Below are 24,285 nucleotides of genomic sequence, written 5' to 3'. Positions count from 1 at the left end.
CACTCGACTCGTCCGGAACATACGCTTTTCCAGGGTATACATATTCTGCGGCGCTTCATGAATTGTGCGCCGCACCTTCCCCTTGGCCGCAGGCCATTCCCCTTGCGCCACTTCGCCGAAGGCGTTCCCCCACAGCTGCTTTGCCCACGACGTTATCTTTCTTCCACCTTTCCTCCCAGTTTCCGGAAATCTTCCCAGAACCGGGGATACGATTTTCTTACGCTTTCTGCGCCCTCGATGGTGAGGGGACCGGTGAGCTTGGGGGTAATGGAGGCCAGGGCCATGGCGATGCGGTGGTCGTTCCCGGAGGACACGGTGCCGCCGGAAAGAGCAGGTTTCCCGTGAATCACAAGGCCCTCCGGCTTTTCCGTGATCTCTGCCCCCAGTTTCGTAAGCTCCACGGCCATGGCATGGAGGCGGTCACATTCTTTGAGCCGCACCCTGCCGGCGTGGATAATTTCCGTGGTCCCTTCGCTCACGGCCGCCATGGCAGCAAAGGCGGGTACCAGGTCCGGCACATTTTCCGCATCCATGGTAATGCCGTGAAGGCTTCCCGTTCCTGCCATCAGTCCCTCCGGTCCCTTTTCTATGGTTCCACCCATGTCCCGGTACAGGGAGACGATAGCCCTGTCCCCCTGCAGGGAGGTATCAGAAAGGCCGGTCAGTGTGATATGGCCGCCGGAAAGGGCAGCGGTCAGCCAGAAGGCGGCCTGGGAGTAGTCCCCTTCCACGGAGAAGGTACCCCTCTCATAGTGCTGGCCCCCCGGTATTTCATAAATCCCCTCTCCCCTGTCATAGATGGTAATGCCATGGCGGGCCAGGGTATCTACGGTCATATCCACATAGCTCTTTGACTCCAGGGGCGTCGTACTTACCAGCAGGGAATCCTTTTCCGCCAGGGGCAGGGCAAAGAGGAGCCCCGTAAAGAACTGGGAACTTACATTTCCCGGAAGTTCATAACGGCCGCCGGGAAGCTTCCCTTCCACTTCCAGGGGAAGACCTCCTTTTGTGGTATAGGAAATCCCCTTTTCATCAAATATCCGGTAATAGGGCGTAAGGGGTCTCTCGGAAAGCCGGCCGTGGCCAGTAAAAACCACATGGCTTCCGGAAAGGATGGCCAGGGGAATAAGAAAACGGAGCGTAGACCCCGATTCCCCGGCATCCGCCGTAAGGAGGCCTTCCTGTTTTTGGAGCCCTCCCTCAATAATGAGGGTAATCCCCTTTTCTCCCTCCGATTTCTTCATCGATACCCCCAGGAGAGTAAGAATCCGGCAGGTGGCTTCAATATCCTGGGACCAGGTAATGCCGGTAACCTCTGTTCTCCCTTTGGCCAGTGCGGACGCAATGATTTCCCGGTGGGTCATACTCTTGGAAGATGGCACCCGGAGCGTCCCCGTAAGGGGCCTTGGCGTAATGGTGATATTCATAGACTTCTCCTCAGCCTGTCACAATATACTTCGGAAGCTCCGACGTATCGATGGTCAGGAGCTGCGCTTTCCCGATGCGTTCCAGCACCACCAGTGTAATTTTCTTTCCCCGCCGCTTTTTGTCATGCATGATCTGGGGAATCAGCTCCTCCGCCGGAACGGCGATGGATGTAGGCAGGGACAGCTTATGGAGCACCCGGATAATGCGGTCTGCCGTTCCTTTTTCCGTGATACCCATCTTTTCCGTCTGTTCCGTCATGAGGCACATACCCATAGCCACCCCTTCGCCATGGGTAAAGGTGGAGTAATGGAAATACCGTTCCACTGCATGGCCGATGGTATGCCCGAAGTTCAGGACCTGCCGTTTTCCCGTATCAAATTCATCTTCCTCCACCACCTTCGTTTTCTGGAGCACGCTGTGAAGGATGATTTCTTCCATATGCCTGTCCAGGTCCTCCTCTGTCTCCAGGGATTCGAAGATTTCAAAGAGTTCCGGGTCCCCGATACATCCGTACTTTACCGCTTCCGCCAGGCCGTCATGGATATAGCGGGGCGGCAGGGTCTTTAACAGGTCCGGATCAATGAAGACCCCCTTTGGCTGGTAGAAAGCACCGGCCAGGTTCTTCCCGCTTGGCAGGTCCACTGCCACCTTGCCCCCTACGGAGCTGTCGATCTGGGCCAGTATGGTGGTGGGTATCTGGAAGAAAGGGATGCCCCGCATATAGGTGGCCGCCGCAAATCCGCCGAGATCCCCCGGCACGCCGCCGGAAAGGGTAACGATGGCGTCGCTCCGGGACATGTCGAATTCCGAGAGCGCATCGTATACATCGGAGAGGACCTGGAGATTCTTGCTCGTCTCCCCTGCCGGAATGGCGATGACCCGCACATCAAATCCCGCCTTTGTGAGGACCTCCCGGATTGTATTCCCATAGAGCGGCTCCACATGGTCGTCGGTGATGACAGCAATTTTTTCTGCCTTCGTAAGGGCCCGGATTTTTTCTCCCACCCGGTGGATGAGGCCCCTTTCAATCTCAATGGTATAGGAGTCTTTCCCTAAGTCCACATTAATGGATGCCACGATGTATCATTTCCCTTCTTCTTCTACCTGCTTCTGTTAAAAATTTCCTGATTTCTTCTTCATTTCCTGCGGCTATGGCCTCCCGGATCCTGTCCAGGGAAGTGCGGAACCGGTCAATCTCTTCCACCAGCTTATCCCGGTTGGACAGGAAGAGTGATGTCCACAGGTCTTCATTGATATCGGCTACCCTCGTTTCATCGCGGAAGGAGCCGCCGATGAAATATTTCGTCTCTTCCGAGTAGGACCGGCTGTTCATAAGAGATGTGGCCACCACGTGGGGGAGGTCGCTGGTATAGGCGATAGCCCGGTCATGGTCCTCTGCCGTCACCACCGGCACATGGGCACAGCCCAGCTCCAGGGCCAGCTGCTTCACGGTTTCCAGATTTTCTTTCCGGTTCCAGGGTTCCGGAATAATGATGTAATTGGAGCCCTCAAAAATATGGCCGTCCGCCTGGGAAAGGCCTGCCCCCTCCCGGCCGCACATGGGATGGCCGGAAATAAAGTCCACATCCTCCGGGAGCAGGGTCCTGAGTTCTTTGGCAAACCCGTTTTTAACCCCCGCAATATCTGTGAGCACTGCCCCCTTCCGAAGGAGTGACAGGTGCTCTTTGATAAAGGCCAGTGTCCCCTTTTCAGGAGTGCAGAAAATGACGATTTCCGCCTTTTTCAGATCCTTTGGGTCCATCGTATCTACGATTCCCATGGAGAGGGCCTCCCTGGCCACACTTTCCGTCCGGTTAATGCCGATCACCGGGTGTCCCAGTTCTTTGAGCCGTTTGGCGAAGGAGCCCCCCATGAGGCCCAGGCCAATGACGGCCACAGGAATCCTGCTAAAGTCACTGTTCATAATGATTTCCTTTTTTATGATAAGCAAAGGGGCAGGAATGATTCCTGCCCCGCCCATGGTAAAGAAACAGGCAGGGCAACGGCAGCCGGGAGGATGGCCTCCACGGTGCAGCGACGCCCGGAAACCCAGGGAAGCGCTGATTAATTCGCAGAGTCAGATTTCATAAGGATTTTTATGCGCTGCTTCGTCATAACTCGGCCAAGGATAAAAGGAAGGCGCTTTTATGTGCAGAGAAAGCGCCAACTTACCTTGGCTCAGCAGTCCTATGCAGGACTGCTGCCTTAAATAGCTCGCTATTCGCATCGAGTTATTCCTCGCATTGCATAAAAATCCAAGAATGAAATCCGACAACGATTTAATCAGTGCTTCCCTCACTTACAATTCCCGTCCCACAATGGGTGCCAGCTTTTTCAGCCGTCCCATGAGACTGTCAAAGGTTTCCGGCGTAATGGACTCCGCTCCATCACACCATGCATGTTCCGGATCATTATGAACTTCACACATAATACCATCGGCCCCGGCAGCGATAGCTGCCATGGCCATGGCCGGTACCATTTCCCTGTGCCCCGTAGCGTGGCTTGGATCCACGATGATGGGGAGGTGGCTCTTCTCTTTAATCACCTCCACCGCCGACAGGTCCAGTGTATTCCTGGTGGCCTTTTCGAAGGTTCGGATGCCCCGTTCGCAGAGAATCACATTGTGGTTGCCCTCAGACATGATGTACTCCGCGCTCATGAGCCATTCTTCGATGGTGGCGGACATGCCCCGTTTCAGGAGCACCGGTACATTGAGCCGGCCTACGGCCTTTAGGAGGTCGAAATTCTGCATGTTCCGGGCGCCGATCTGTATGATATCCACGCCTTTCTCCAGGAACATGCCGATTTTGTCAGCGCTCATGAGCTCCGTCACCACGGGCATGTGGTTTGTCCGGGCTGCGGAAACGAGCATGTCCAGTCCCTTTTCCCCAAGCCCCTGGAAAGAGTAGGGCGAAGTTCTCGGCTTGAACGCGCCGCCCCGGAGCACGGCAGCCCCCGATGCTTTTACGGCCCTGGCAATGCCGCCGATCTGGTCCGGTGTTTCGATGGAGCAGGGACCGGCCATGACCACCAGTTTCTTTCCGCCAATCTTCACGCCCCCCGCTTCTACCACCGTGTCCGCCGGATGGAATGCGCGGCTGGCCCGTTTGTAGGGCTCCTGTACCCGCATGACCTTGTCCACCCAGGGATTAGAAAGGAAATCTCTTTCATCCAGGGCCGATGTATCGCCAACGAGGCCAAGGACCACTTTGCTGGAGCCCCGGCTCCGGTCTACCTGGAATCCCTTGTCCCGGAGTTCTGCCTCCAGTGTTTCAATAGCGGTAAGCGGTGCGTTCTGTTTCATTACAATAATCATAATTTCCTCCTCTGCCCTTTCGAGCTTCTACAATCCTTCCGGAAAACTGCATTTCCCATATCTTCTAACTTCCATTCTCCTATGCTCCCGAGAAAATAACTCCGTTATTTTCTAAAAAGAAAAGGACAGGCTCCCATGAGTCTGTCCTTCTTTTCCGGAAATCCTTTTACTTGGAGAGGGCACGGGACTCATGACGGGATGCATGGCAAAAATAGCCGAAGCCATAATAATAGCCCCAGCCCATAAAGCCGTAATCCCGATTCATGATATGCTGTGCCATCGTGCTCTCTCCTTTCGTTAGAAGTTAGCTTAGTATAGGCTCACCGCCCCGATTTTGTCAAGGGAAGAAATGGTGTAGAGCAGGGATTCTGACTGCGATATGACGTTCGGGGCCCTGTCCTGCGGACAGGGTTGTAACTTCGTCAGGGCGAAGGCTTTCGCCTGGGCCCAGGGAAGAATGATATATTCCGCGGCGCTTCCCACTGAATGCATCACTCATTCTTTCCTCTTTTTTCGTGCTGTACCATTTCCGCCCAGATGGCACTTCCTTTCATCCATCTTCACCGGTTTCCCTTTATTTTCTTCCATTCCCACCATAGAAGGATGAGAAGTCCCGCCGCCGTAATGGCCCAGGAGAGGGGATATACCGCCATGAGTACGGGGAAGGTGGAAAACCGGGAAAACACGGTGGCCACATAGAGCACCCGGGATCCGCATATGCCAGTAACCACGATGGCCGCCGGTGCAAAGGATATGCCAAATCCCCGGAGAAAGCCGGAAATCATTTCAATCATAAGGTTTAAGGGTTCCGCCAGGAGAATATACCGGATGCGGATAATTCCATAAGAAACAACCGACTCATCCGCTGTAAAGAGATGCATCAGGGGGCGGCCGAAATAAATGATGAGCCCGCCCAGGAAGATCGTAAATACCAGATTCTGTATTGTCGTAATCTTCGCCACCCGGAAGCAGCGGGCCCTGTTCCCGGCGCCATAGTTCTGGCCCACAAAGGTGGTGCAGGCCTGGCCGAAGGCGTTCACAAAGATGTAAGCCAGGATTTCCAGGTTGAATGCCGCTGCCGATGCCGCCATCACATCGGCACCAAGACTGTTGATAGCAGCCTGGATGACGATGTTGGACAGGGAAAATACGGCTCCCTGCATGCCTGCCGGCACGCCGATGCGAAGAATTTCCTCCAGCAGGGCCCCATGGATCTTCATATGGCCCGGGCTGACCCTCACCGCCATCTTCGTATGGGATAAAAGACTGACCAGGAGCCCCGAAGACAGAAGGGTGGCACAGGTGGTGGAAATGGCCACTGCCGCCACGCCGAAATGGAAGAATACCACCAGGCTGAAGCTTACGATGACCTTCAGGATGCCTGCAATGCCAAGACACACCATGGGCGTCCGGGTGTCCCCCTGGCTCCGGAATATGGCCGATGCGAAATTGTACAGCAGCACCCCCGGCAGGGCCAGGAAAATAATGCGCAGGTACAGGAGGGACAGGGGCATCAGTTCTTCCGGCACCATGAGAAGGCCCAGTATGGGTTCTGCCAGGATTTCCCCCACCACCAGCATGGAAAGGCCTGCCAGCAGGGCAAACAGGAGGGATGTATGGACAGCGTCGGTAATCTTTTCCCGATTCCCTGCCCCCGTGAGCCGGGCAATCACCACGTTGGCCCCCAGGGAAATGCCGATGAAGAAAGTAATGATGAAAGCCACCAGGGGTACACTGCTCCCCACGGCCGCCATGGCTTCTTTCCCCACGAACTGCCCCATAATGACCGCATCGATGGCATTGAAGAGCTGCTGCATCATGCCGGTAGCTGCCAGGAACAGGGCAAATTTCATGGTTTTACCTGCTATGGGCCCATGGGTCATGTCCACGGAACCTTTCATAAGAATCACTTCCATGTACTTACATAAAACAAACGGAGAAGCCCTGTGCCGTCACTTCTTCGCTGACCGGGGACGGCCCATCATTCCAGATGGAAGAGGTCCTCCATCTCCCGGTCATCGATAATCCTGTCATTCTTCACATCCCCATGGGCCAGCATGGACTCCACCCGACTGTCCAGTGTCTTTTTGACGAGCCGCTCCACGTCTATCCCCCGGAGGATAAAGAAATAAAATGGATTTTCATCAAGTCTCACACCGATACCGTACATGGCGGCAGCCACGTGCTTGCACATGTGGGCACTGTCAGGACAGGTACAGTAAAACTCAATTTCCCGGGCCGTGGGAAACAGGGCCCCCTTTTCCGTAAGCAGGGATTCCAGGGATTTGGGAAAATGGCCGGCAATCAGTTCTTCCATGCTGCCAAGTTCCCGGCTGCAGAGGCGGGAAATTTTTTCCATCTGCCCTTCAGAAAGGGGATCCACCAGGATCGTCACTTTATAGGGCCGCCATTCACTTCCCTGCACCAGGGCTTCCGCCTTGCCTTCCCCGATGGAAAGGTCAATGACGGCACCATTCCTGACGTAGGACCGGCCCCGGGGGAGGCGGTTTGTATAATCCAGATAGGTCTCCATGTTCCGGCACCAGGCCTTTCCCCACCAGCTCTTGCAGATAGTGCGGCTGGTAACGGTTACAGGGTTCAGGTGCCTGCCGGACCGCTCTGCATCGGCCAGGGACTGCTGCGCTTTCGCTTTGAGTTCCTCCACACTCATGGAAGGATACATATCCTTATACCAGGTCATGGGAATCAGCCCCCTCTTCCCCATCCAGCTTCAGAAGGTCCAGCAGCTCCTTGTCCGAAAGGTCCGTAATCCAGGATGCACCGCCGCCTATGGCCTCCTCAGCCAGCTGTTTTTTATCTTCTATCATATCGTTAATTTTCTCTTCGATGGTTCCCTGGGAAACGAATTTGTAGACCATCACATGCTGCTTCTGTCCAATGCGGTAAGCCCGGTCGGTGGCCTGGTTTTCTACGGCCGGATTCCACCAGCGGTCAAAATGGATCACCGTTCCTGCCTTTGTCAGGTTCAGTCCCGTGCCGGCCGCTTTCAGGGAAAGCACCATGAAGGGGATGTACTTTTCACCGTTGAACTGATCCACCAGTTCCATCCGTTTTTTCACCGGCGTCCCACCGTGAATGGAAAGTCCCGGCATGCCAAAGACAGATGTAAGAAAATCACAAAGGGGCCCCACCATTTCCCGGTACTGGGTGAATACAAGGACCGGCTCCCTCTTCTCATAGAGGGCCTCGCAGATTTCCCGAAGTCTGACAAACTTCCCGCTGTCCTCCGGCTTGAACCGGGAGGATCCCAGAAATTCATCGGGATGGTTGCAGATCTGCTTCAGTTTGGAAATGGCCGTGAGTACGAGCCCCTTGCGCTGCAGTCCATCGGGCTTTGCCTCTTTGAGGGCGTGGGCCAGGAGGTCCAGCTCCTTCCCGTAAAGGGCAGCCTGCCGGGCAGAAAGGGGGACGTATTCCACGATTTCCGTCTTCTCCGGAAGATCATTGATAATGGATTTATCTGTCTTCAAGCGGCGGAGAATGAAGGGCGCTATCATCCTTTTCAGCGGTTCATAGCCGGACTCCCGATCCGCCAGTTCCCGCACGAAGCCGGCAAAATGGAGGCGGCTCCCCAGGAGGCCGGGATTCAGGAAATCGAAAAGGGACCACAGGTTGGACAGGCTGTTCTCCACAGGGGTACCGGTCATGGCCAGGCGGTTTCGTGCCGGGATGGCCTTCACCGCCCGGGTCTGCCTGGTACCGGGATTTTTAATAGCCTGGGCTTCATCGAGAATTTCCATATCCCAGGTTCTTCTCTTCAGTCCTTCCAGCCGGAGAGCCATACCATAGGTGGTGATGGTGAGAAATGTGGAAGGCTGGGAAGCCATCTCTTCCATGGCCTCTTTCTTCTGTCCGTGGAGAAGGGTAAAAGGCAGGGACGGTGCGAATTTCCGGATTTCTCTTTCCCAGTTTCCAAGAAGCGACGCCGGTACCACCAGGAGCGCCCGGGCCTCCGGACGTTTCTCCCGCACCTTTTCCAGATACGCCAGCACTTCTATGGTCTTACCAAGACCCATATCATCGGCCAGGCACATGCCAAAGCCCAGGGAGGCCAGCGTATAGAGCCAGCGGAATCCTACATTCTGGTAGGGACGAAGGGCCGCTTTCAGTGTTTTCGGCACCACCACAGCTCGGATAGAAGCGGGGTCCTTCATGTAATGAAGGATTTTCTTCATCCAGGCTCCCGGCCGGTAGGTCAATTCCCCGTTCTCCGAAGATGCGGATAGTTTCAGGGCCTCCCGGAAAGATACCTTGCCGCCGCCCTTCTCCATGAACTGCAGGAGTTTCGTAAGCCTGTCATGGTCTACTTCAATCCATTTGCCCTTCAGGAAGGCCAGGCCCTCCGATTGGGCGAGGAGTTCCCGAATTTCCTTTTTAGTCAGTTTTACACCGTCCACGGTAAGCTCAGGCCGCAGGGACAGGATAGCATCGAGCCCCAGCCCCTCCGGCTTTCCAACGCCCATGGAAATCGTAACCGATGGCCGGCGCCTGCCGCTTTTCCACCAGTTCGGGATACGGCAGTAGATGCCCTTCTCCTCCAGCGCCGGTACGGTCTTCAGAAAGTCATAGGCCTCATCCGCCGTGACGCCAAAGGGATGAAGCATGGTTCCGTCTTCCACAAATTTTCCCAAAGGCGGCAGCACGGAAGCCGCTTTGTCCAGCGAAGAAAAAAGGCGGAGCAGCTTGTCCCTGTCCCCTTTATATTCCTTCAGGGCGTAGCTGAGCGGCATCTGCCGTGCTTTCCCCTTTTCGTCAAATGTGGCATAGGTAGCAAGGAAAGCGAAGGGATAGGCCCCATTCTTTGTATCCTCCACCAGGTGGAAATAGATACGGTCCGGAATCCTCGCATCCTTCCGACGGCTCCTGAGATAGTCCGCCGGACTTTGGCCGGACTCATTAAAATCCCTGTGAAAAACCCGGTTCAATTCCTCTACGCTGCGCCGTATCCATGGTTCGTCCACCAATTCCACGCCAGGACCATAGGGCAGGGCCTGCAGGATTTTTTTCACATCCTCCTCCGGAATGGATACGTCCATCTTCCCCTTCAGGAAGGGGAACAAAGGAGACGTCAGGAGTACATTCACAAAGGCTGCTGCCAGGCGATGAAGGAACAGGAAGGAAGGACTGCCGGTGGAAATTTTCTCGAATCCCAGGAAATATAAAGCCTTCCACCGATCTTCATCAAATTGCTTTTTCCATTTCCTGTCCTCCGGCGAAAGTTCTGCCTTCCCCGCTTCATCGGTGGAAAAGCCGTGGGCCGTGAATATAAAGGATAACTGTCTTTTGGCTGTTGTCATCATTGGAACTCCTGATAGAAATACATCCGGCCCCTGGACCCGAAGGTCCGGCATGCCAGACCCCATAGCGTCCTCGCTGCGGGCAGGCACTGCGGCGCCATGCCATTCCGGCACTTCCCATCACCCTGTCCGATTCATGAGCTTACCTTCTCAGTCTCCTGTGGGGATGGTACAGCTGCCAGCCATAGCGGATGGCGGCCACCCGAAGGAGCAGGACAAAGGAAAAAGCTATCCAGGAAACCAGGGATAGCGAAAGCTTTCCATGGAGAGCGCACATGAGAAGGCCCCCCGCCACGGAAGCAATGGCATACACATCCATATAGAGAACCACCGGCATCCGGCGGGCCATCATGTCCCGGATAATGCCCCCTCCTACAGCCGTAATGAGTCCCAGCATGGTGGGAAGCACATAATGGTAGGCCGGCCAGGTATAAAAGGCCGTGAGCACCCCGGTCACCGTGAACGCCGCCAACCCGATGGTATCGGATATGTGGTAAAGGAAGGAAATCAGGATCTTTCCTCTCCTGGGGATGCGGAAAAAGGGATAGAGGAAACTTACTACCAGGGCAGTCCCGATGGATACGAGAAGGCTGTCCGGATGGGTCAGTGCCGTAGGCGGCGTGATGCCGCAGAGCACATCCCGGATCATGCCGCCCCCTACGCCGGTCATGACAGCCAGCACCGTAATGCCGAATATGTCCATCCGGCGGTACAGGCCCACCACGGCGCCGGAAAAGGCAAAGGCCACGGTGCCCAGTATTTCAAAAATCATCCAGGTGATGGACATAAGGTTCACCTCTTTACAAGTGAGTGAGTAAGTGAGTGGGTTAGTGGTTTGGTGGGTTGGTGGGTTGTTGGATTAGCGGGATAACGGCGGAAACCATTAGCACGGGGGCTTCCAGCTTTCAGGAAAACCCTATTGCCTGCGGCGTGAGCAATGATCAGAATAAACGGATGTAAAAGCGCCGCAGGCTGTTCAGTTTTCCTGAAACCCAGCAGCCCCGTGCCAGTGATTTTAACCATAAGCGCAGTATCCATCCTCAAAACACCAGGTACACCAGCCAGGTGCAGAGGGAAATGAATCCGTTGGCCAATGGATTGATGATGCGGTTAATGAATCCGCTGAATACCACCACCATGAGGAGGAGGAAGCCATACCGGGCATTAAAGTTCTCGTATTTGAAGGAAAGCTCCCCGGGGAGGAACATGGAAAGGATCTTGGACCCATCCAGCGGTGGCACAGGAATGAGATTAAAGAAAGCAAACCATACATTGTACAGCATGATCCAGTTCAAAAAGCGGGCACTTTCCATGGACAGCATACCCAGGCGGTAGAGAATGGCAGAAAGAAGGATAGACAGGAATCCAAGGAACAGGTTCATGCCGGGGCCTGCAAAGGACACCTTCAATACCCCCGATTTATAGTCATCGTAGTACCGGGGATTGATCATCACCGGTTTGGCCCAGCCAAATCCACAGAGCACCAGAAGAATGGTCCCCAGTACATCGAGATGGGCCATAGGATTCACCGTGAGCCGTCCCATAGCCCGGGGCGTGGGATCTCCCAGGGAGTCTGACACAGCGGCATGGGCATATTCATGGAAAGAAAGGGCAATGAGCAGCGCCGGCACCCGGTACAGGAGCGTACCTATATCGAGAAAATCAAACATAACATACTCCTTATGCAGTAAATAATAGAAATATTTATCAATAATATTATACATGGTTTATGGGGTCTCTCATAGAGAGGGGATAGCGAAAGGGCCCACAGCATTCATTCCTATGAGTGCAAGTAATTGTTTCTTGATTCTTCTATGCAATTCCCTTATACTTGTTATTGTATGATAAAAATAACCTTCTCCTGTGGGAAAAGGAAAAATGGGAGCCACTATGATAGATATTAACCTGAATATGTACCAGACCCTGGCAGCCGCGGTGGCTGTCTTCTTTTTGGGCGGTTTTTTAAAGACAAAAATCAAATTTCTCCGGAAATACTGCATTCCGGCGCCGGTTATCGGGGGCACGATTTTCTCCATTATCAATTGCATCCTCTACACGAAAGGGATGTGGACCTATACCCAGGACACGGTCATGCAGAACTGGTGCATGATGCTCTTTTTCACCAGTATCGGCTACATGGCCAGCGTGAAGCTCATCAAAAAGGGAGGCATCCTCGTCATTAAAATGGCAGTGCTTGTGGGTATACTGATTATTATCCAGAACTGCATCGGCATCTCCCTGACCCATGTGTTCCATGAAAATCCCCTCATGGGCCTGGCCGACGGGTCCATTCCTCTCGTCGGCGGCCACGGCACCTCCGGTTCCTTCGGCCCGGTACTGGAAAAACTGGGGCTCCCCGATGCCACCACCATCGCCTTTGCGGCAGCCACCTTCGGCCTGGTGGCGGGCTCCTTCATCGGCGGTCCTATCGGAGAGCTGCTTATCCCCTGAAGTCCGCACATTTTATATCTATGCTGCGGCAGGACAAGCTTAATTGATTCGATAAATACTGCCTTTTCTATCTTCTATAGCACTTGACTGCCTTATGCTCTAGATATAAAATATGTCTAGAGGTGGACAGCTATGGACTATAAAACACAAGTCATTAATGGCACAACATATGCTTTCATAGATAAATCACACTGGAATTCAGAGAAAAAACGCGGTGAGCATAAACGCAAGTACATCGGCAAGGTAATTGAAGGCAAACTGGTCTTCAATAAGAAGTATCTCTTGGAAAAGCAACTGGAAACGCAGAAAACATCAAAGCCTGGGCCGGTTCCGGTTACTTCGTGCAAACGGTCTTTCTACGGCGCTGTTTATCTGCTTTCCTGCATTGCCGAGAAGATCGGGCTTCGTGATGACCTGAAAGCCTGCTTTGGTGATATTTACAAAGAACTTATGTCGCTTGCCTTCTATCTCGTACTGGAGGAGGGTCAGGCGATGTATCGATTCAAGAAATGGGGACACACCCATGTGCACCCATTTGGAGCGGATATTCCGTCCCAACGCATCAGCAGGCTCTTTGGGATGATTACGGAGGATGCGAAGATGGCCTATTTCAAAAGGCAGGCCAAGAGGCGCTGTGAAACGGAATATCTGGCTTTTGACACAACGTCTATTTCCTCATTTTCGGAGTTGCTGAAGCAAGTGAAATATGGCAAGAACAAAGAAGGAGATGACCTTCCCCAAATCAATCTGGCACTCCTCTTTGGCGAAGTTTCCATGCTGCCGGTGTATTACCGAAAACTGCCGGGCAATATTGCGGATGTAAAAACCATTGACAACCTGATCAAGGACGTGGATTTTCTCGACCTCGTAAAACTGCAGCTCTGCATGGACCGAGGGTTCTTTAGCCAGAAGAACATCAACGAGCTGATGAAGCACCACCATAAGTTTCTCATTGGAGCCAGAACCGGCTTGAAACTGGTAAAAACACACCTGGACGATATCCGTGACAGCTTTGTCACACGGTCAAACTACAATCCTGCATTGCAGCTGTATGTATGCACATTCACAGAACAGTGGGATTATGAAGAAGAGAAGCCGCGTCTTGGAACAATTAAAACGGGAAAGCGTCGGGTATACCTGCATATTTACTATAATGATCAGCACTGTACAGATGACCGTAACCGTTTTAACCATATGCTTGACCGGTATGAAGAAGAGCTGCAGACCGGAAAACGCAAACGGGAACATGAGGGTGCCTATGCCAAGTATTTCATTGTCCACGAAACACCGGCAAGAGGCATAGCCATCGCATATAATGACAAAGCTATCCGCGAAGCCGAAAAAGACTTTGGCTATTTTGCCCTCCTGACCAACTCCATTAAGGATCCGGTCGAGGCAATCCGTATTTACCGCATGCGGGATCTGATAGAAAAGTCCTTTGGAAACCTTAAAGAGCGTTTAGATATGCGGAGAATGTCCGTATCGTCAGAGGAAAATCTCGAAGGCAAGCTGTTTGTACAATTCCTTGCACTGGAGCTGATGTCTTACATCAAACGCCAAATGGAAATCCATGACCTCTACAGGAATTACACCATGCAGGAATTCTTGGATGAACTGGATACCATCGAGTATTACCAGCAACCCGGCAGGGCTCACCATCTGTCCGAAATTACAGAGAAACAGCGCAAGCTGTATGAGATGATGGGTGTGGATGTACCAACCTAGATATAAAATGACAGGACTTCAGGTTATCCGCCATTTCCACCTGTTTTCCACGGAAACCGATGAATCTTCCTCCACTTTGGACAGGGGAAAGATCAATAAGCATCCGGAGACCGAAGACGATGAAGATGCAGCGGCGAACTACCTGAACATGGATAACTTCATGTACGCCTTCGGCCAGCTCCTCCTGGCCATGGGCCTCGGCACCTACGTGAGCCAGTTCTTCGTGGACATCGGCCTCGTATTCCCCGGCTACATCGGCGCCATGATTGTGGCGGCGGTGATCCGGAACGTGGCGGAGGGGACAAAGCTTTTCGGCATATACCAGAAGGAAAGCGAAGTCCTGGGGGGCATGTGCCTCAATATCTTCCTCTCCTGCGCCCTCATGAGCCTGAAGCTCTGGCAGCTGGCGGACCTGGCGGTGCCTCTCATCGTCACCCTCCTCATCCAGACCGTGGTGATGGCCCTCTTTGCATACTTCGTCATTTTCCGTGTCATGGGCGGAAATTATGAAGCCGCCGTCATGGCTTCCGGCACCTGCGGATTCGGCATGGGTGCCACACCGAATGCCATCGCCAATATGAATGCCATGTGCGAACGGTTCGGTCCGGCCCACACGGCTTACTTCGTCATCCCCCTCATTGGCGCTTTCGTGGTGGACTTCCTGAATGCCTCCATATTGATGGTCTTCATGAACCTGCTGAAATAAGGAGCGATTTGAGATGCTTACGGATAGCGTCACTGTCGCGGGGCTTCCAGCTCTTAGCTTCCAGCTTTCAGGAAAACTGATTCGCCTGCGGCGCTTTCTCAATTGTTTTTCTAATAGTTAGACGTGCCGTAAGCTGACCAGTCCTTCCTGGCTGATAGAAGCTAAAAGCCCCCACGCATTTGGCTCTACCCACCAACGCGTAAAAAAAGCATGGAAATTTCTTTCCATGCTTTTTCTATGTCCATTCAGACCGTCCGTCCCATATCTACCGCCATCTGCCTGTCCTTTTCCGGAGGCCTGCCAGCGATGGTGAGGTATCCGCCGATCATGGCGCCATTGAGGCCCGCCGCCAGGGCGAAGGCCTGGAGATCCCGGAGCGCATTTTCCCGCCCTGCGCAGACCCGCATGATGGCGTGGGGCAGGATGAACCGGTACAGTGCAAACATGCGGAGCACCTCCCCCGGCTTTGGCGGATGGTTCTTTCCAAAGGGAGTCCCGGGGATGGGGCTGAAAATATTGAGGGGCACACTGGTCACGCGGTGGCTCCGAAGGGCGAAGGCCATGTCGATGCGGTCATCCTCCGTCTCCCCAAGACCCATGATACCGCCGGAGCACACTTCCAGTCCCGCCTTCTGGATACGGCGGATATGGTCTTCCTTCTCTTCATAGGTATGGGTAGTGCAGATATGGGGGAAATAGCGCTGTGCAGTCTCCAGGTTGCAGTGAATCCGCTGGCATCCCGCTTCCTTCAGCTGCAAAAGCTGGTCGTCCGTCAGAAGGCCCAGGGAGCAGCATACGGAAAGCTTCGTCTCCTTCGTAATCATCTTTACCGCTTTCACGATGGAGGCAAACTGCACCGGATCGCTCTGTCCTCTCCCACTGGTGACGATGCCGAACCGCTCTGCCCCGTAGGCCTCTGCCTGCTTAGCTTCATGGAGCAGGTCCTCCGGGCTCCGGAGGGGATATTCCTTCACCCCCGTGTGATACCAGCCTGACTGGGCACAGAATTTGCAGTTCTCCGTGCACCGGCCGCTCCTGGCATTCACGTCGCTGCAGAAACGCATCTTATCGCCGCAGAAGGTCTTCCGGATCTTATCGGCTGCCGCCATGAGGAAAAGGGGTTCCGCCTTCCCCGCTTCGTAAAGCTTTCCCGCTTCCTCCCGGGTGATTTCTTCTCCGCCCAGGACTTTGTCCATACAGTCTTCTATATACTTTACATTTTCGTCCATATGATTACTTCCCGATATCAAGAATAAGATACTGGCAGCGAACTGCCAGAAATAGTATGCAGACTGCCGTCTCAGTTCAGGTTCGGTGCAGTCTGGGTACGGCCCAGGTCATGGAGCATGGCGATATCATCGGCGGAGTCGGAGCCCTTACTGGTGAGGTAATTGCCGATCATGACGCCATTCATGCCGCCGGCCAGGGCCATGGACTGGAGGCTCCGGAGATTGATCTGACGTCCCCCGGCCGTACGGATCTGGGCCTTCGGCAGGACAAAGCGGAACATGGCAAAGGATCGCAGGATTTCGAGAGGGGACAGGCGCTTATTGTGTTCAAAAGGAGTTCCCTTAATGGGGTTCAGCACATTGAGCGGTACTGCATCGATGTGCATTTCCTTCAGGTGGAACGCCATTTCCACTCTCTGGTCCAGCGATTCTCCAAGTCCAATAATGCCTCCGCAGCAGACACGGATGCCCGCCTTCTGGGCGCGGGCCACGTTTTCTGCCTTTTCTTCGGCTGTATGGGTCGTGCAGACTTCCTTGAAGAAGGAAGGTGCCGATTCGATATTGCAGTGCAGGCGGCTGATACCGGCTTCTTTCAGCTGGTATGCCTGCTCCTGTGTGAGGAATCCGAGGGAGCAGCATACTTCGATGCCCACTTCCTTGCGGATACGACGGATCAGGTCGAGAATTTCCGCAAAGTCCTTCGGATTTCTCTGGTCACGGCCTGCAGTAACAATATCGAAACGGGCTGCTCCGGCTTTTTTCGCTCTCTTAGCCGCTTCAATGACCTCATCTTCCGGAAGGAATTTATAGGTTTTTACACCTGTATGATAACGGGCAGACTGTGCACAGAATTTGCAGTCCTCCTGGCAGGAGCCGCTCCGTGCATTGATGATGGCACAGAGGTCCACGCTCCGGCCGGAGAATTTCTGGCGGATCTTGTCGGCGCAGGCCAGAAGAAGCATGGTGTCTTCATCCTTCGTACGGATGAGGGCCTTTGCTTCCTCCTCCGTCAGCTCTCCGCCGTTCAAAACCTTTTCTGTCCACTTCAAAATCTGTTCACAGCTGCTTTCCATCGCAAACCACTCCTTTTGTAAAATCGCCTGCCGTCCAATGACAGGGTAATGCCTTTGTAAAACCTTACGTGCATACGTAATAGAAATATTCGTGTTTCGCAATGGTGCGGAATATTTCTATCCTATGAAGTTGTATTTGAAACCGTATCAAAGCTGGGGCTGGGTCATGGACCGGCCGAGGTCTTCGGTCATCCGGATATCCTCTTTCGGATCCCTGCCGCCGGTGGTGAGGTAACCGCCCACCATGATGCCGTTCAGGCCGCCGGTCAGTGCATAGGCCTGCAGGCTCCGGAGGTTCACTTCCCGTCCGCCGGCAGTGCGGATCAGCGCCTTTGGCAGGACGAAGCGGAACATGGCAAATGTGCGGAGAACTTCCAGCGGCGGAAGCCGTTTATTCGTGTAGAAGGGGGTGCCCTTCACGGGATTCAGGATATTCATGGGGACGGAGTCGATGTGCATGGATTTCAGTTTGAAAGCCATCTCCACCCGCTGGTCCAGGGATTCCCCAAGACCGATGATGCCGCCGGAGCACACGCGGATGCCTGCCTCCTGGGCGGTGCGGATGATTTCTTCCTTATCCCCCATGGTATGGGTGGAGCAGACTTCCGGGAAATAGGAAGGCGCGGTTTCGATATTGCAGTGAATTCTCGTGATTCCCGCTTCCTTCAGCCGAAGGGCCTGTTCCTTTGTGATGAGACCCAGGGAGCAGCAGACTTCGATGCCCACCTGCTCACGGATCTTTTTCACAATATCGATGATTTCCTCAAACTCATTGGGGTTGTCCTGGTTCCTGCCGCTGGTGACCAGGGAGAACCGGACAGCGCCGGCTTCCTTTGCCTTCCTGGCGGCTGCCAGGATCTCATCCTCCGGCAGGAGACGGTATACTTTGGCTCCCGTATTATACCAGCCGGACTGGGCACAGAACTTGCAGTTTTCCTGGCAGTGGCCGCTTCTTGCATTGATGATGGCACAGAAATCAACGGCGTTGCCGTTGAACTTCTGGCGGATCTTGTCCGCCATGGCCAGAAGCAGCATGGTATCCTCATCTTTGGTACGGATTAATTTCTTTGCTTCTTCCTCTGTAATCTCACCACCATCCATAACCTTTTCGGCCAATCTGATAATTTCTTTGCAAGCACTGTCCATCATGAAAACTTCCTTTCCACTACGGAGCACCTGCCGTTTCAAATTGTTACCTTGTAGACAAGTATAAAATAAACAATGGATTCTGTCAATCAGTTTATTTTCACACGTTGACAATATGTTAACGGACTATCTTGCTTGCGGTTGGATCCAGCAGCTGGAAGCCCCTATACGAATGGTCCTACCCATCAGTACAAATTCACGCAAAAAGGCCTCCGGAAAGGGAACTGATCTTTCCGGAGGCCTTCACAGGGAGGGTAATTGCATGAACTAACAACTTACTTTATTTTTTGGGGGAGATAAATAAAAGATGTAAGATAAGCAACATATGGAAAACAAGGAATCGGTGCTGCCGATGGACCGTGCTTCCGTCGGCAGCTCCTTTCCTGCGAATCGCTACTATCCATTCGCATCACCAGGATTCTCTGAAACAACGGATCTCATCCAATCTGGATCCGATGGGATTCTTCTACTTTCTTCTGGTCCTCTTTAGGAAGTTCGATCTTCAGCACACCATCTTTCAGGCTTGCCGTGATGCCGTCTTCCTTGATACCGCTTACAGAGAACTGACGCTGGAATCCAACGGCGCCCCGTTCATGACGGAGGTAATGTTTCTCTTCGTCCTTGGTTTCTTTCTTGTCTTCTCTCTTAGCGGCAATGGAGAGAACGCCGTTTTCATAATTCACATGGATCTGGTCTTTCGTGAATCCCGGCATATCGCAGGTGATTTCATAATGATCTTTCAGATCCTCAATGTCTACTTTCGGAACTGCCACGTAATCTTTATAAACTGTCGGAATATCATCAAAGAAATGATCCAGAACAGTGTCACCGAATAATCCATCAAATGGAATCAAGCTACCCATAATCAAAGACCTCTTTCCTTTGTTTATTATTCTCATGTTCAGGTGTCCGGGCACCTTCCAGGTCTCCCTTTCCGGTTCCCTTTCCTCCTGACAACTATAGTATAGCACTTTTAGCACTCAAGTCAAGAGAGTGCTAAAATATTTTTGACTTTTTATTTTATTTATTTGACCAATTAGGAATTTTCGTGATTATCCGCAGGTTATGAGTTGATTCAATTGACTTATTTATAAGTGAGGAGTGAGGGGTTAGGAGTGGTGGTGCGGCGCATAAATTGAATAGCGCCGCTTTTATATTTCAAGGCTTACCGCTATCCGCTTACAGCTTACAGTTCAACCCTTCCTATCGGTGTTATAGGACTGTCATAGCCATTTGCAGAGAAAGACTCCTCCACTCATCAAAGCTGTAGCGATTCTTGCATGAATCATCACTCCAACGCTTACCACCGGTCAGAATGACGAGTACCGATAAAAGCAGTATATAGAGGGATCATTTTGAATATTGGTGAAGCCAGGGTATTGGCTAGCCGCTTACAGTTGAGTGCTTGCAACACATCCGATCAACTCATTCACGAAATCGGTAAACGGTTGTCGGACCGCGGTAAGCGCTGAAATATAAAAGGCGGCGCTATATGAATTGTGCGCCGCACCACCACTCCTCACTCCTAACTCCTAACTCCTCACTCCTCACCTCCCACTTCTCACTTCTCACCCATTTTCCCTTGTCCATGTATGCTATGATGAAAAGAGATTTCTACATTTATAAAGGAGCCATCATGCTGACCATAGACCATCTTTATTTCTCCTACACCGGGAAGGAGCCCTGGCTTCTGGAGGATATTTCCCTCCATGTGCCGAAGGGTTCCTATATTTCCATCGTAGGAAACAACGGGAGCGGCAAGAGCACCCTGCTGAAGCTCATCCTTGGTTTTCTCCATCCCACGAAAGGGTCCATCCGATGCCAGGCCCGGCGTATCGGCTACGTGCCCCAGATGCCGGGGCGGGACCAGGCCTTCCCCATCACCGTGAGAGAGGTCATCCATTCCTATGGGAAACTCCTCCGCTTGAAGTCCTTTTCCGTGAAGGAAATTCTTTCCGCCACGGGCATGGAGGATTATGAAAACGAGCTCATGGGCCGCCTGTCAGGGGGGCAGCACCAGCGAGTGCTCATCGCCCGGGCCCTCATGGGAAATCCGGACCTTCTCATCCTGGACGAACCATCCACAGGGGTGGACCTCATGAACCAGAAGGAAATCTACCGGGAACTTTCAAGACTGAATCGGGAGCACCATCTCACGGTGCTGGCGGTGGAGCACAACATGGAAGAGGCAGGTAAGGTATCCACCAGCCTGTACCATGTGGACCAGGGCCACGGCCACCTGTGCAGCGTTTCCCATTATATTGAAGAGTACATCGAAAAGGAGGGCGGCCATGTTCAGTTATAGTTTCATGCAGAATGCCCTTTTCATTTCTCTCTGCATCGCCATCCTCTGCCCCTGCATCGGTATTTTTCTCGTGCTGAAGCGGTACTCCATGATTGGCGATACCCTGGCCCATTCGTCTTTGGCCGGCGTCACCCTGGGCCTCCTCTTCCGGGACAGTCCGGTACTCACCTCCTTCGTCTTCACTGCCTTCGCAGGGCTTGCCATCGAATTTCTCCGGCAGTACTTCAAGAAATATACAGATCTTATCCTGTCCATTGTCCTTTCCATTTCTGTAGGCATCGCCATCACCCTCATCAGCAGCGGCCACCTTCACGCCAATGCCGATGCCTACCTCTTCGGTTCCATGCTCACCGTATCTCCCATGGACATGGCGGCCACCGCCATCCTGAGCCTTTTGGCGGTGCTGCTCATCGCTTTCAATTACCACCAGCTCCTCTACATCACCTACGATGAAGAGGCATCCCGCATTGCCAAAGTCCATGTGAAGCGGCTGAATTACCTCTTCGCCTTCCTCGTGGCCGCCGCCATTTCCGTATCCATCCGGTCCGTGGGCATCCTGGTAATCACATCCATGATCACCCTTCCCGTAGCCAGTGCCCTGCAGCTGCAGAAGGGGTTCCGGGCTACCTTCCTGGCATCCCTGGCCTACAGCTTTCTTTCCATTTTGGGAGGATTCTTCCTGTCCTACTACATCGGTGCCGCCCCCGGCGGCGTGACCGCCCTGACGGCGGCCTTTCTCCTCCTTCTTACCCTCTTTGTAAAGCACGTGCTCTGAGGCGCCTATGAATCTTCTAAGAAAAATCGTCCTGTTCCTGCTGGCAGGACTGGTGCTGTCCCTTTCCGCCTGCGGCCGGGAAGCGCCGAAAGTGCCGGAAGGAACCATTCCGGTCACCGTATCCTTCGGAGCCATGGAGAAGCTCACGAAAGCCATCGGCGGTGACGCCGTATCCATTACGGTCATGGTGCCTGACGGTACGGAGCCCCACGATTTCGAACCCCGGGCGGAGGACATGGTGAAGCTTTCCCATTCCCGCCTCTTCGTCTATAACGGCATGGGCATGGAGCACTGGGCAGAAAAAGCCATCAGGGGCGCCGGTTCTCCGGATCTCATCACTGTCGATGCTTCGGCCCATGTACCGCCTCTTCTCCTCACCGATGAGGAAGAACGGGAAGAGCACGGCGCCTATGACCCCCATACCTGGCTGGGCCTTAGAGAAGCAAAAGAAGAGGCCCGGGCCATCCGGGACGGGCTCATTGCCGCCTCCCCGAAGGACAGGGACCTCTTTATGAAAAATTATGAATCCTTTGCAGAAAGTCTGGACCGGCTGCAGGCAGAATACCAGGACCGGCTGGAAAAAGCGCCCCGCCATGAGCTCGTCACCGGCCACGCCGCCTTTGGATACCTGGCCAGGGACTTCGGCCTCACCCAGGAAAGCGTGGAAGACGCCTTTGCCACCGGTGAGCCGCCGGCGAAAAAACTCATTGAACTCATCGAATTCTGCAGGGCCCACCATGTGAAAACCATCTTCACCGAAGAAACCATGGACCCCGCCCTGGCAAGGACTCTGGCCACCGAGGCCGGCGCCAAAGCCGAAACCCTTTCCACCATGGAAGAGTCCAGCGATGAAAGCTACCTTCAGGTGATGGAGGAAAACCTCACCAAACTGGATCGTGCCATGAACGAATAAGGAAGGGCTTCAAAGCATAGCTCACAGCCCCTTCCCGGTTTTATATGGGTATAAGGGAATACCCTCATTTGATTTGGTCCACCGTTACCACCCTGTCCCGTTCTACGGAGAGGATGCCTTTTTCTTTGGAAAGGCTGCGAATCAATGCTTCCATATCCCTGTCCGGCAAAGGATTTTCGGTTTTCAGGGCATACATATTGAAATTCTTATAATCATAGACCAGGGACAAATGGTATTTCCGGCATAGGTCTTCCATCCCCGCCTTTTTCCGATCTCCATCCACGGAGACCAGAATGACAGAAGAGGACACATTATCCCTCCCCGGCCGCTCCCCGTGGGGCCCGGGGATGAAGCAGGAAAATCCATGGGATTTCTCCTGCTGGATTCCTGAATACCCCCAGCAGTCATAGGGTCCGTGGACATCGGCTGCAATGGGGAAAGAAAGAGCCCCTGCCAGGGCCAGTGCCGCTATCCATATTGTTTTTCTCATATAATAAAACCTCCTGAACGAAGGGCCTCTTATTCCATGGAGAGGCTCTTTTTTCCTTTGCGTGTACTCTTTTTCACAAAATCAATGAATTTCTGCAGGTTTTCCTGCACGAAGACCCCCTTTTTCCACAGGATGCCCACTTTGCAGGTAATGCCGGGAAGCGGAATTTTCACAAACCTTGTTTCATCCACAGGAATAGACCGATAGAGGACAGCCCCGCACTGGCCGCTTTCCAGGACCCGAAGCAGGGTCATGAGCTGGCTGCAGTACATTTTGACCCGGATTTCCATGTTCCGGGACTGGAAGTAGGAAATCACGGTCTCCGTGGACATGGAATCCGTATTGAAGAGGAGCAGTGGCAGCTTGGAAAGGCTCTCCAGGTTTACCGCCCCGCTTCTCACCAGGGGATGGTCCTTCGACAGGCAGAATACATAGGAATCTTCCATAATCCGGAAATAATTATAGGTATCCAGGTTCACCATGTCCAGATTTCCCAGGGCCACGTCCAGGTCTTCCTTTTCTACCAGTTCCCCCGCCCGGATGGACCCGTATTCGAAGAGCTGTACCGGCACCCCGGTCTCCTCCTCGAAACGATCCGTAAGCTCCGGGATACATATGGTGGAAAGAATGGGCGGTATACCGATACGGAGGGGCCTTTCTGATTCCCTCCTGTCGAACCGGATCTTCAGCTTTTCCGTTTCTTTCAGGATTCGCAGGGCTTCGTCATAGAAATCAGCGCCCTCATCGGTGAGGGAAATCCGGTTTTTTCCATGGATGAAAAGGCGGCAGTGAAATTCCTTTTCCAGGTCCCGGAGGGCTGTGGAAATCGTGGGCTGCGATACAAAGAGCGTCTCCGCCGCCCGGGTAATGCTGTGGGTCCGACAGACAGCGCAGAAATAGGAAAGTTGGGTAAGAGTCATAAGGGTCTCCTTTGGGGATAAACGGTGAAGAAGTAACAAATAAGGAAATAGCGGGGTAGTTAGGAGTGAGGAGTGAGGAGTGAGGAGTGGTGGTGGCGGCGCACAAATTATATAGCGCCGCCTTATGAAACCTGATAGCGGCTATCGCCGCGGGCTGGATACCTGTTGGTCTCACATAGCAAGACCGCGTGTATAGTCAACCACCCTAACCAAACCTTCCCCTCAAGGGGAAGGCTTCCTATAGCGGCGAAGCCGCTGATAGACCCCATGGTCCCTTGAGGTGGCAGCGAACACAATTTGGAGGAGCGAAGCGAGAGGGGGGTGTACTACCGTTACACAGCAGTAGTGACTCTACTTGGGTCAATATTGGTTATTAACCCAAATATGCTAGGGAAGCACTGATTAAATCGTTGTCGGATTTCATTCTTGGATTTTTATGCAATGCGAGGAATAGCTCGACGCGAATAGCGAGCTATTTAAGGCAGCAGTC

General features: G+C 53.3%; 21 protein-coding genes. 6 read left to right on the top strand and 15 right to left on the bottom strand.

Features of this window, described 5'->3' with window-relative positions; all coding sequences use genetic code 11:
* Nucleotides 1–152: 152 nt before the first annotated feature.
* The 9 genes from aroA to ACFWUL_RS11515 form a co-directional block, all read right to left on the bottom strand.
* Nucleotides 153–1,427, bottom strand: coding sequence for a 3-phosphoshikimate 1-carboxyvinyltransferase (gene aroA / locus ACFWUL_RS11555; RefSeq protein WP_416177402.1), 1,275 nt, complete (start codon nt 1,425–1,427; stop codon nt 153–155).
* Between the two features lie 10 nt (nt 1,428–1,437).
* Nucleotides 1,438–2,505: a 3-dehydroquinate synthase gene (gene aroB / locus ACFWUL_RS11550; RefSeq protein ID WP_297023476.1), complete on the bottom strand. Its 1,068-nt coding sequence runs from the start codon at nt 2,503–2,505 to the stop codon at nt 1,438–1,440.
* On the bottom strand, nt 2,492–3,352 hold the full coding sequence (locus ACFWUL_RS11545; RefSeq protein ID WP_416177401.1) for a prephenate dehydrogenase: 861 nt from the start codon (nt 3,350–3,352) through the stop codon (nt 2,492–2,494). Before ACFWUL_RS11545 ends, aroB begins: the two co-directional genes overlap by 14 nt.
* A 375-nt stretch (nt 3,353–3,727) precedes the next feature.
* A complete protein-coding gene (aroF, locus tag ACFWUL_RS11540) occupies nt 3,728–4,744 on the bottom strand; it encodes a 3-deoxy-7-phosphoheptulonate synthase (protein WP_416177400.1) in 1,017 nt (338 codons plus the stop codon).
* A gap of 560 nt (nt 4,745–5,304) precedes the next feature.
* Nucleotides 5,305–6,645 carry an MATE family efflux transporter gene (locus ACFWUL_RS11535; RefSeq protein WP_416177399.1) on the bottom strand — a complete coding sequence of 447 codons (1,341 nt, stop codon included), beginning with the start codon at nt 6,643–6,645 and terminating at the stop codon, nt 5,305–5,307.
* A gap of 80 nt (nt 6,646–6,725) precedes the next feature.
* Nucleotides 6,726–7,445, bottom strand: coding sequence for an SWIM zinc finger family protein (locus tag ACFWUL_RS11530; RefSeq protein ID WP_416177398.1), 720 nt, complete (start codon nt 7,443–7,445; stop codon nt 6,726–6,728).
* Nucleotides 7,432–10,065 carry a DEAD/DEAH box helicase gene (locus ACFWUL_RS11525; RefSeq protein WP_416177397.1) on the bottom strand — a complete coding sequence of 878 codons (2,634 nt, stop codon included), beginning with the start codon at nt 10,063–10,065 and terminating at the stop codon, nt 7,432–7,434. The genes ACFWUL_RS11530 and ACFWUL_RS11525 overlap by 14 nt, the downstream gene beginning before the upstream one ends.
* Nucleotides 10,066–10,204: 139 nt before the next feature.
* Nucleotides 10,205–10,849: a trimeric intracellular cation channel family protein gene (locus ACFWUL_RS11520; RefSeq protein WP_416177396.1), complete on the bottom strand. Its 645-nt coding sequence runs from the start codon at nt 10,847–10,849 to the stop codon at nt 10,205–10,207.
* 253 nt (nt 10,850–11,102) lie between these two features.
* Nucleotides 11,103–11,732, bottom strand: coding sequence for a site-2 protease family protein (locus tag ACFWUL_RS11515; protein ID WP_416177395.1), 630 nt, complete (start codon nt 11,730–11,732; stop codon nt 11,103–11,105).
* Between the two features lie 220 nt (nt 11,733–11,952).
* Between ACFWUL_RS11515 and ACFWUL_RS11510 the strand changes: the two genes are divergently transcribed.
* The 3 genes from ACFWUL_RS11510 (at nt 11,953) to ACFWUL_RS11500 (ending at nt 14,944) form a co-directional block, all read left to right on the top strand.
* Nucleotides 11,953–12,513, top strand: a complete 561-nt coding sequence (locus ACFWUL_RS11510; protein WP_416177394.1) for a sodium/glutamate symporter — start codon at nt 11,953–11,955, stop codon at nt 12,511–12,513.
* 132 nt (nt 12,514–12,645) lie between these two features.
* Complete coding sequence (locus ACFWUL_RS11505) at nt 12,646–14,238, top strand: IS1634 family transposase (protein WP_416176808.1); 1,593 nt, start codon at nt 12,646–12,648, stop codon at nt 14,236–14,238.
* The gene (locus tag ACFWUL_RS11500) at nt 14,225–14,944 is read left to right on the top strand and encodes a sodium/glutamate symporter (protein ID WP_416177393.1); all 720 of its coding nucleotides are present in this window, start codon (nt 14,225–14,227) and stop codon (nt 14,942–14,944) included. The genes ACFWUL_RS11505 and ACFWUL_RS11500 overlap by 14 nt, the downstream gene beginning before the upstream one ends.
* Nucleotides 14,945–15,189: 245 nt before the next feature.
* Here ACFWUL_RS11500 and bioB (ACFWUL_RS11495) read toward each other — a convergent pair whose 3' ends face one another.
* The 4 genes from bioB (ACFWUL_RS11495) to ACFWUL_RS11480 form a co-directional block, all read right to left on the bottom strand.
* Nucleotides 15,190–16,173 carry a biotin synthase BioB gene (gene bioB / locus ACFWUL_RS11495; protein WP_416177392.1) on the bottom strand — a complete coding sequence of 328 codons (984 nt, stop codon included), beginning with the start codon at nt 16,171–16,173 and terminating at the stop codon, nt 15,190–15,192.
* Nucleotides 16,174–16,244: 71 nt separating this feature from the next.
* Nucleotides 16,245–17,246 (bottom strand): biotin synthase BioB, encoded by a 1,002-nt coding sequence (gene bioB / locus ACFWUL_RS11490; RefSeq protein ID WP_416177391.1) that lies wholly within the window; start codon nt 17,244–17,246, stop codon nt 16,245–16,247.
* 147 nt (nt 17,247–17,393) lie between these two features.
* Nucleotides 17,394–18,392: a biotin synthase BioB gene (gene bioB, locus ACFWUL_RS11485; protein WP_416178128.1), complete on the bottom strand. Its 999-nt coding sequence runs from the start codon at nt 18,390–18,392 to the stop codon at nt 17,394–17,396.
* Between the two features lie 437 nt (nt 18,393–18,829).
* Nucleotides 18,830–19,255: an Hsp20/alpha crystallin family protein gene (locus ACFWUL_RS11480; RefSeq protein ID WP_297023812.1), complete on the bottom strand. Its 426-nt coding sequence runs from the start codon at nt 19,253–19,255 to the stop codon at nt 18,830–18,832.
* A gap of 734 nt (nt 19,256–19,989) precedes the next feature.
* Between ACFWUL_RS11480 and ACFWUL_RS11475 the strand changes: the two genes are divergently transcribed.
* From ACFWUL_RS11475 to ACFWUL_RS11465, 3 genes are read left to right on the top strand one after another with little or no spacing between them, the layout of a single operon-like run.
* Complete coding sequence (locus tag ACFWUL_RS11475) at nt 19,990–20,697, top strand: metal ABC transporter ATP-binding protein (RefSeq protein ID WP_416177390.1); 708 nt, start codon at nt 19,990–19,992, stop codon at nt 20,695–20,697.
* Complete coding sequence (locus ACFWUL_RS11470) at nt 20,684–21,472, top strand: metal ABC transporter permease (RefSeq protein ID WP_416177389.1); 789 nt, start codon at nt 20,684–20,686, stop codon at nt 21,470–21,472. Before ACFWUL_RS11475 ends, ACFWUL_RS11470 begins: the two co-directional genes overlap by 14 nt.
* 7 nt (nt 21,473–21,479) lie before the next feature.
* Nucleotides 21,480–22,385 (top strand): metal ABC transporter solute-binding protein, Zn/Mn family, encoded by a 906-nt coding sequence (locus ACFWUL_RS11465; RefSeq protein ID WP_416177388.1) that lies wholly within the window; start codon nt 21,480–21,482, stop codon nt 22,383–22,385.
* Between the two features lie 64 nt (nt 22,386–22,449).
* On the opposite strand, the gene ACFWUL_RS11460 is transcribed toward ACFWUL_RS11465, so the two are convergent.
* On the bottom strand, nt 22,450–22,875 hold the full coding sequence (locus tag ACFWUL_RS11460) for a hypothetical protein (RefSeq protein WP_416177387.1): 426 nt from the start codon (nt 22,873–22,875) through the stop codon (nt 22,450–22,452).
* A 29-nt stretch (nt 22,876–22,904) separates the two neighbouring features.
* On the bottom strand, nt 22,905–23,795 hold the full coding sequence (locus ACFWUL_RS11455) for a LysR family transcriptional regulator (protein WP_416177386.1): 891 nt from the start codon (nt 23,793–23,795) through the stop codon (nt 22,905–22,907).
* Between the last annotated feature and the right edge of the window lie 490 nt (nt 23,796–24,285).

Source organism: Dialister sp. (genome assembly GCF_047832375.1).
GTDB lineage: Bacteria > Bacillota > Negativicutes > Veillonellales > Dialisteraceae > Dialister.
The sequence above is the reverse complement of the archived record's forward strand: the minus strand, read 5'-3'. Positions and strand labels throughout refer to the sequence as shown.

Coding starts and splice junctions, on each gene's coding strand:
- aroA (WP_416177402.1), bottom strand. CDS start 1,427: ATGAATATCACCATTACGCCAAGGCCCCTTACGGGGACGCTCCGGGTG.
- ACFWUL_RS11545 (WP_416177401.1), bottom strand. CDS start 3,352: ATGAACAGTGACTTTAGCAGGATTCCTGTGGCCGTCATTGGCCTGGGC.
- aroF (WP_416177400.1), bottom strand. CDS start 4,744: ATGATTATTGTAATGAAACAGAACGCACCGCTTACCGCTATTGAAACA.
- ACFWUL_RS11535 (WP_416177399.1), bottom strand. CDS start 6,645: ATGAAAGGTTCCGTGGACATGACCCATGGGCCCATAGCAGGTAAAACC.
- ACFWUL_RS11530 (WP_416177398.1), bottom strand. CDS start 7,445: ATGACCTGGTATAAGGATATGTATCCTTCCATGAGTGTGGAGGAACTC.
- ACFWUL_RS11525 (WP_416177397.1), bottom strand. CDS start 10,065: ATGATGACAACAGCCAAAAGACAGTTATCCTTTATATTCACGGCCCAC.
- ACFWUL_RS11520 (WP_416177396.1), bottom strand. CDS start 10,849: ATGTCCATCACCTGGATGATTTTTGAAATACTGGGCACCGTGGCCTTT.
- ACFWUL_RS11515 (WP_416177395.1), bottom strand. CDS start 11,732: ATGTTTGATTTTCTCGATATAGGTACGCTCCTGTACCGGGTGCCGGCG.
- ACFWUL_RS11510 (WP_416177394.1), top strand. CDS start 11,953: ATGATAGATATTAACCTGAATATGTACCAGACCCTGGCAGCCGCGGTG.
- ACFWUL_RS11505 (WP_416176808.1), top strand. CDS start 12,646: ATGGACTATAAAACACAAGTCATTAATGGCACAACATATGCTTTCATA.
- ACFWUL_RS11500 (WP_416177393.1), top strand. CDS start 14,225: ATGTACCAACCTAGATATAAAATGACAGGACTTCAGGTTATCCGCCAT.
- bioB (WP_416177392.1), bottom strand. CDS start 16,173: ATGGACGAAAATGTAAAGTATATAGAAGACTGTATGGACAAAGTCCTG.
- bioB (WP_416177391.1), bottom strand. CDS start 17,246: ATGGAAAGCAGCTGTGAACAGATTTTGAAGTGGACAGAAAAGGTTTTG.
- bioB (WP_416178128.1), bottom strand. CDS start 18,392: ATGGACAGTGCTTGCAAAGAAATTATCAGATTGGCCGAAAAGGTTATG.
- ACFWUL_RS11480 (WP_297023812.1), bottom strand. CDS start 19,255: ATGGGTAGCTTGATTCCATTTGATGGATTATTCGGTGACACTGTTCTG.
- ACFWUL_RS11475 (WP_416177390.1), top strand. CDS start 19,990: ATGATGAAAAGAGATTTCTACATTTATAAAGGAGCCATCATGCTGACC.
- ACFWUL_RS11470 (WP_416177389.1), top strand. CDS start 20,684: ATGTTCAGTTATAGTTTCATGCAGAATGCCCTTTTCATTTCTCTCTGC.
- ACFWUL_RS11465 (WP_416177388.1), top strand. CDS start 21,480: ATGAATCTTCTAAGAAAAATCGTCCTGTTCCTGCTGGCAGGACTGGTG.
- ACFWUL_RS11460 (WP_416177387.1), bottom strand. CDS start 22,875: ATGAGAAAAACAATATGGATAGCGGCACTGGCCCTGGCAGGGGCTCTT.
- ACFWUL_RS11455 (WP_416177386.1), bottom strand. CDS start 23,795: ATGACTCTTACCCAACTTTCCTATTTCTGCGCTGTCTGTCGGACCCAC.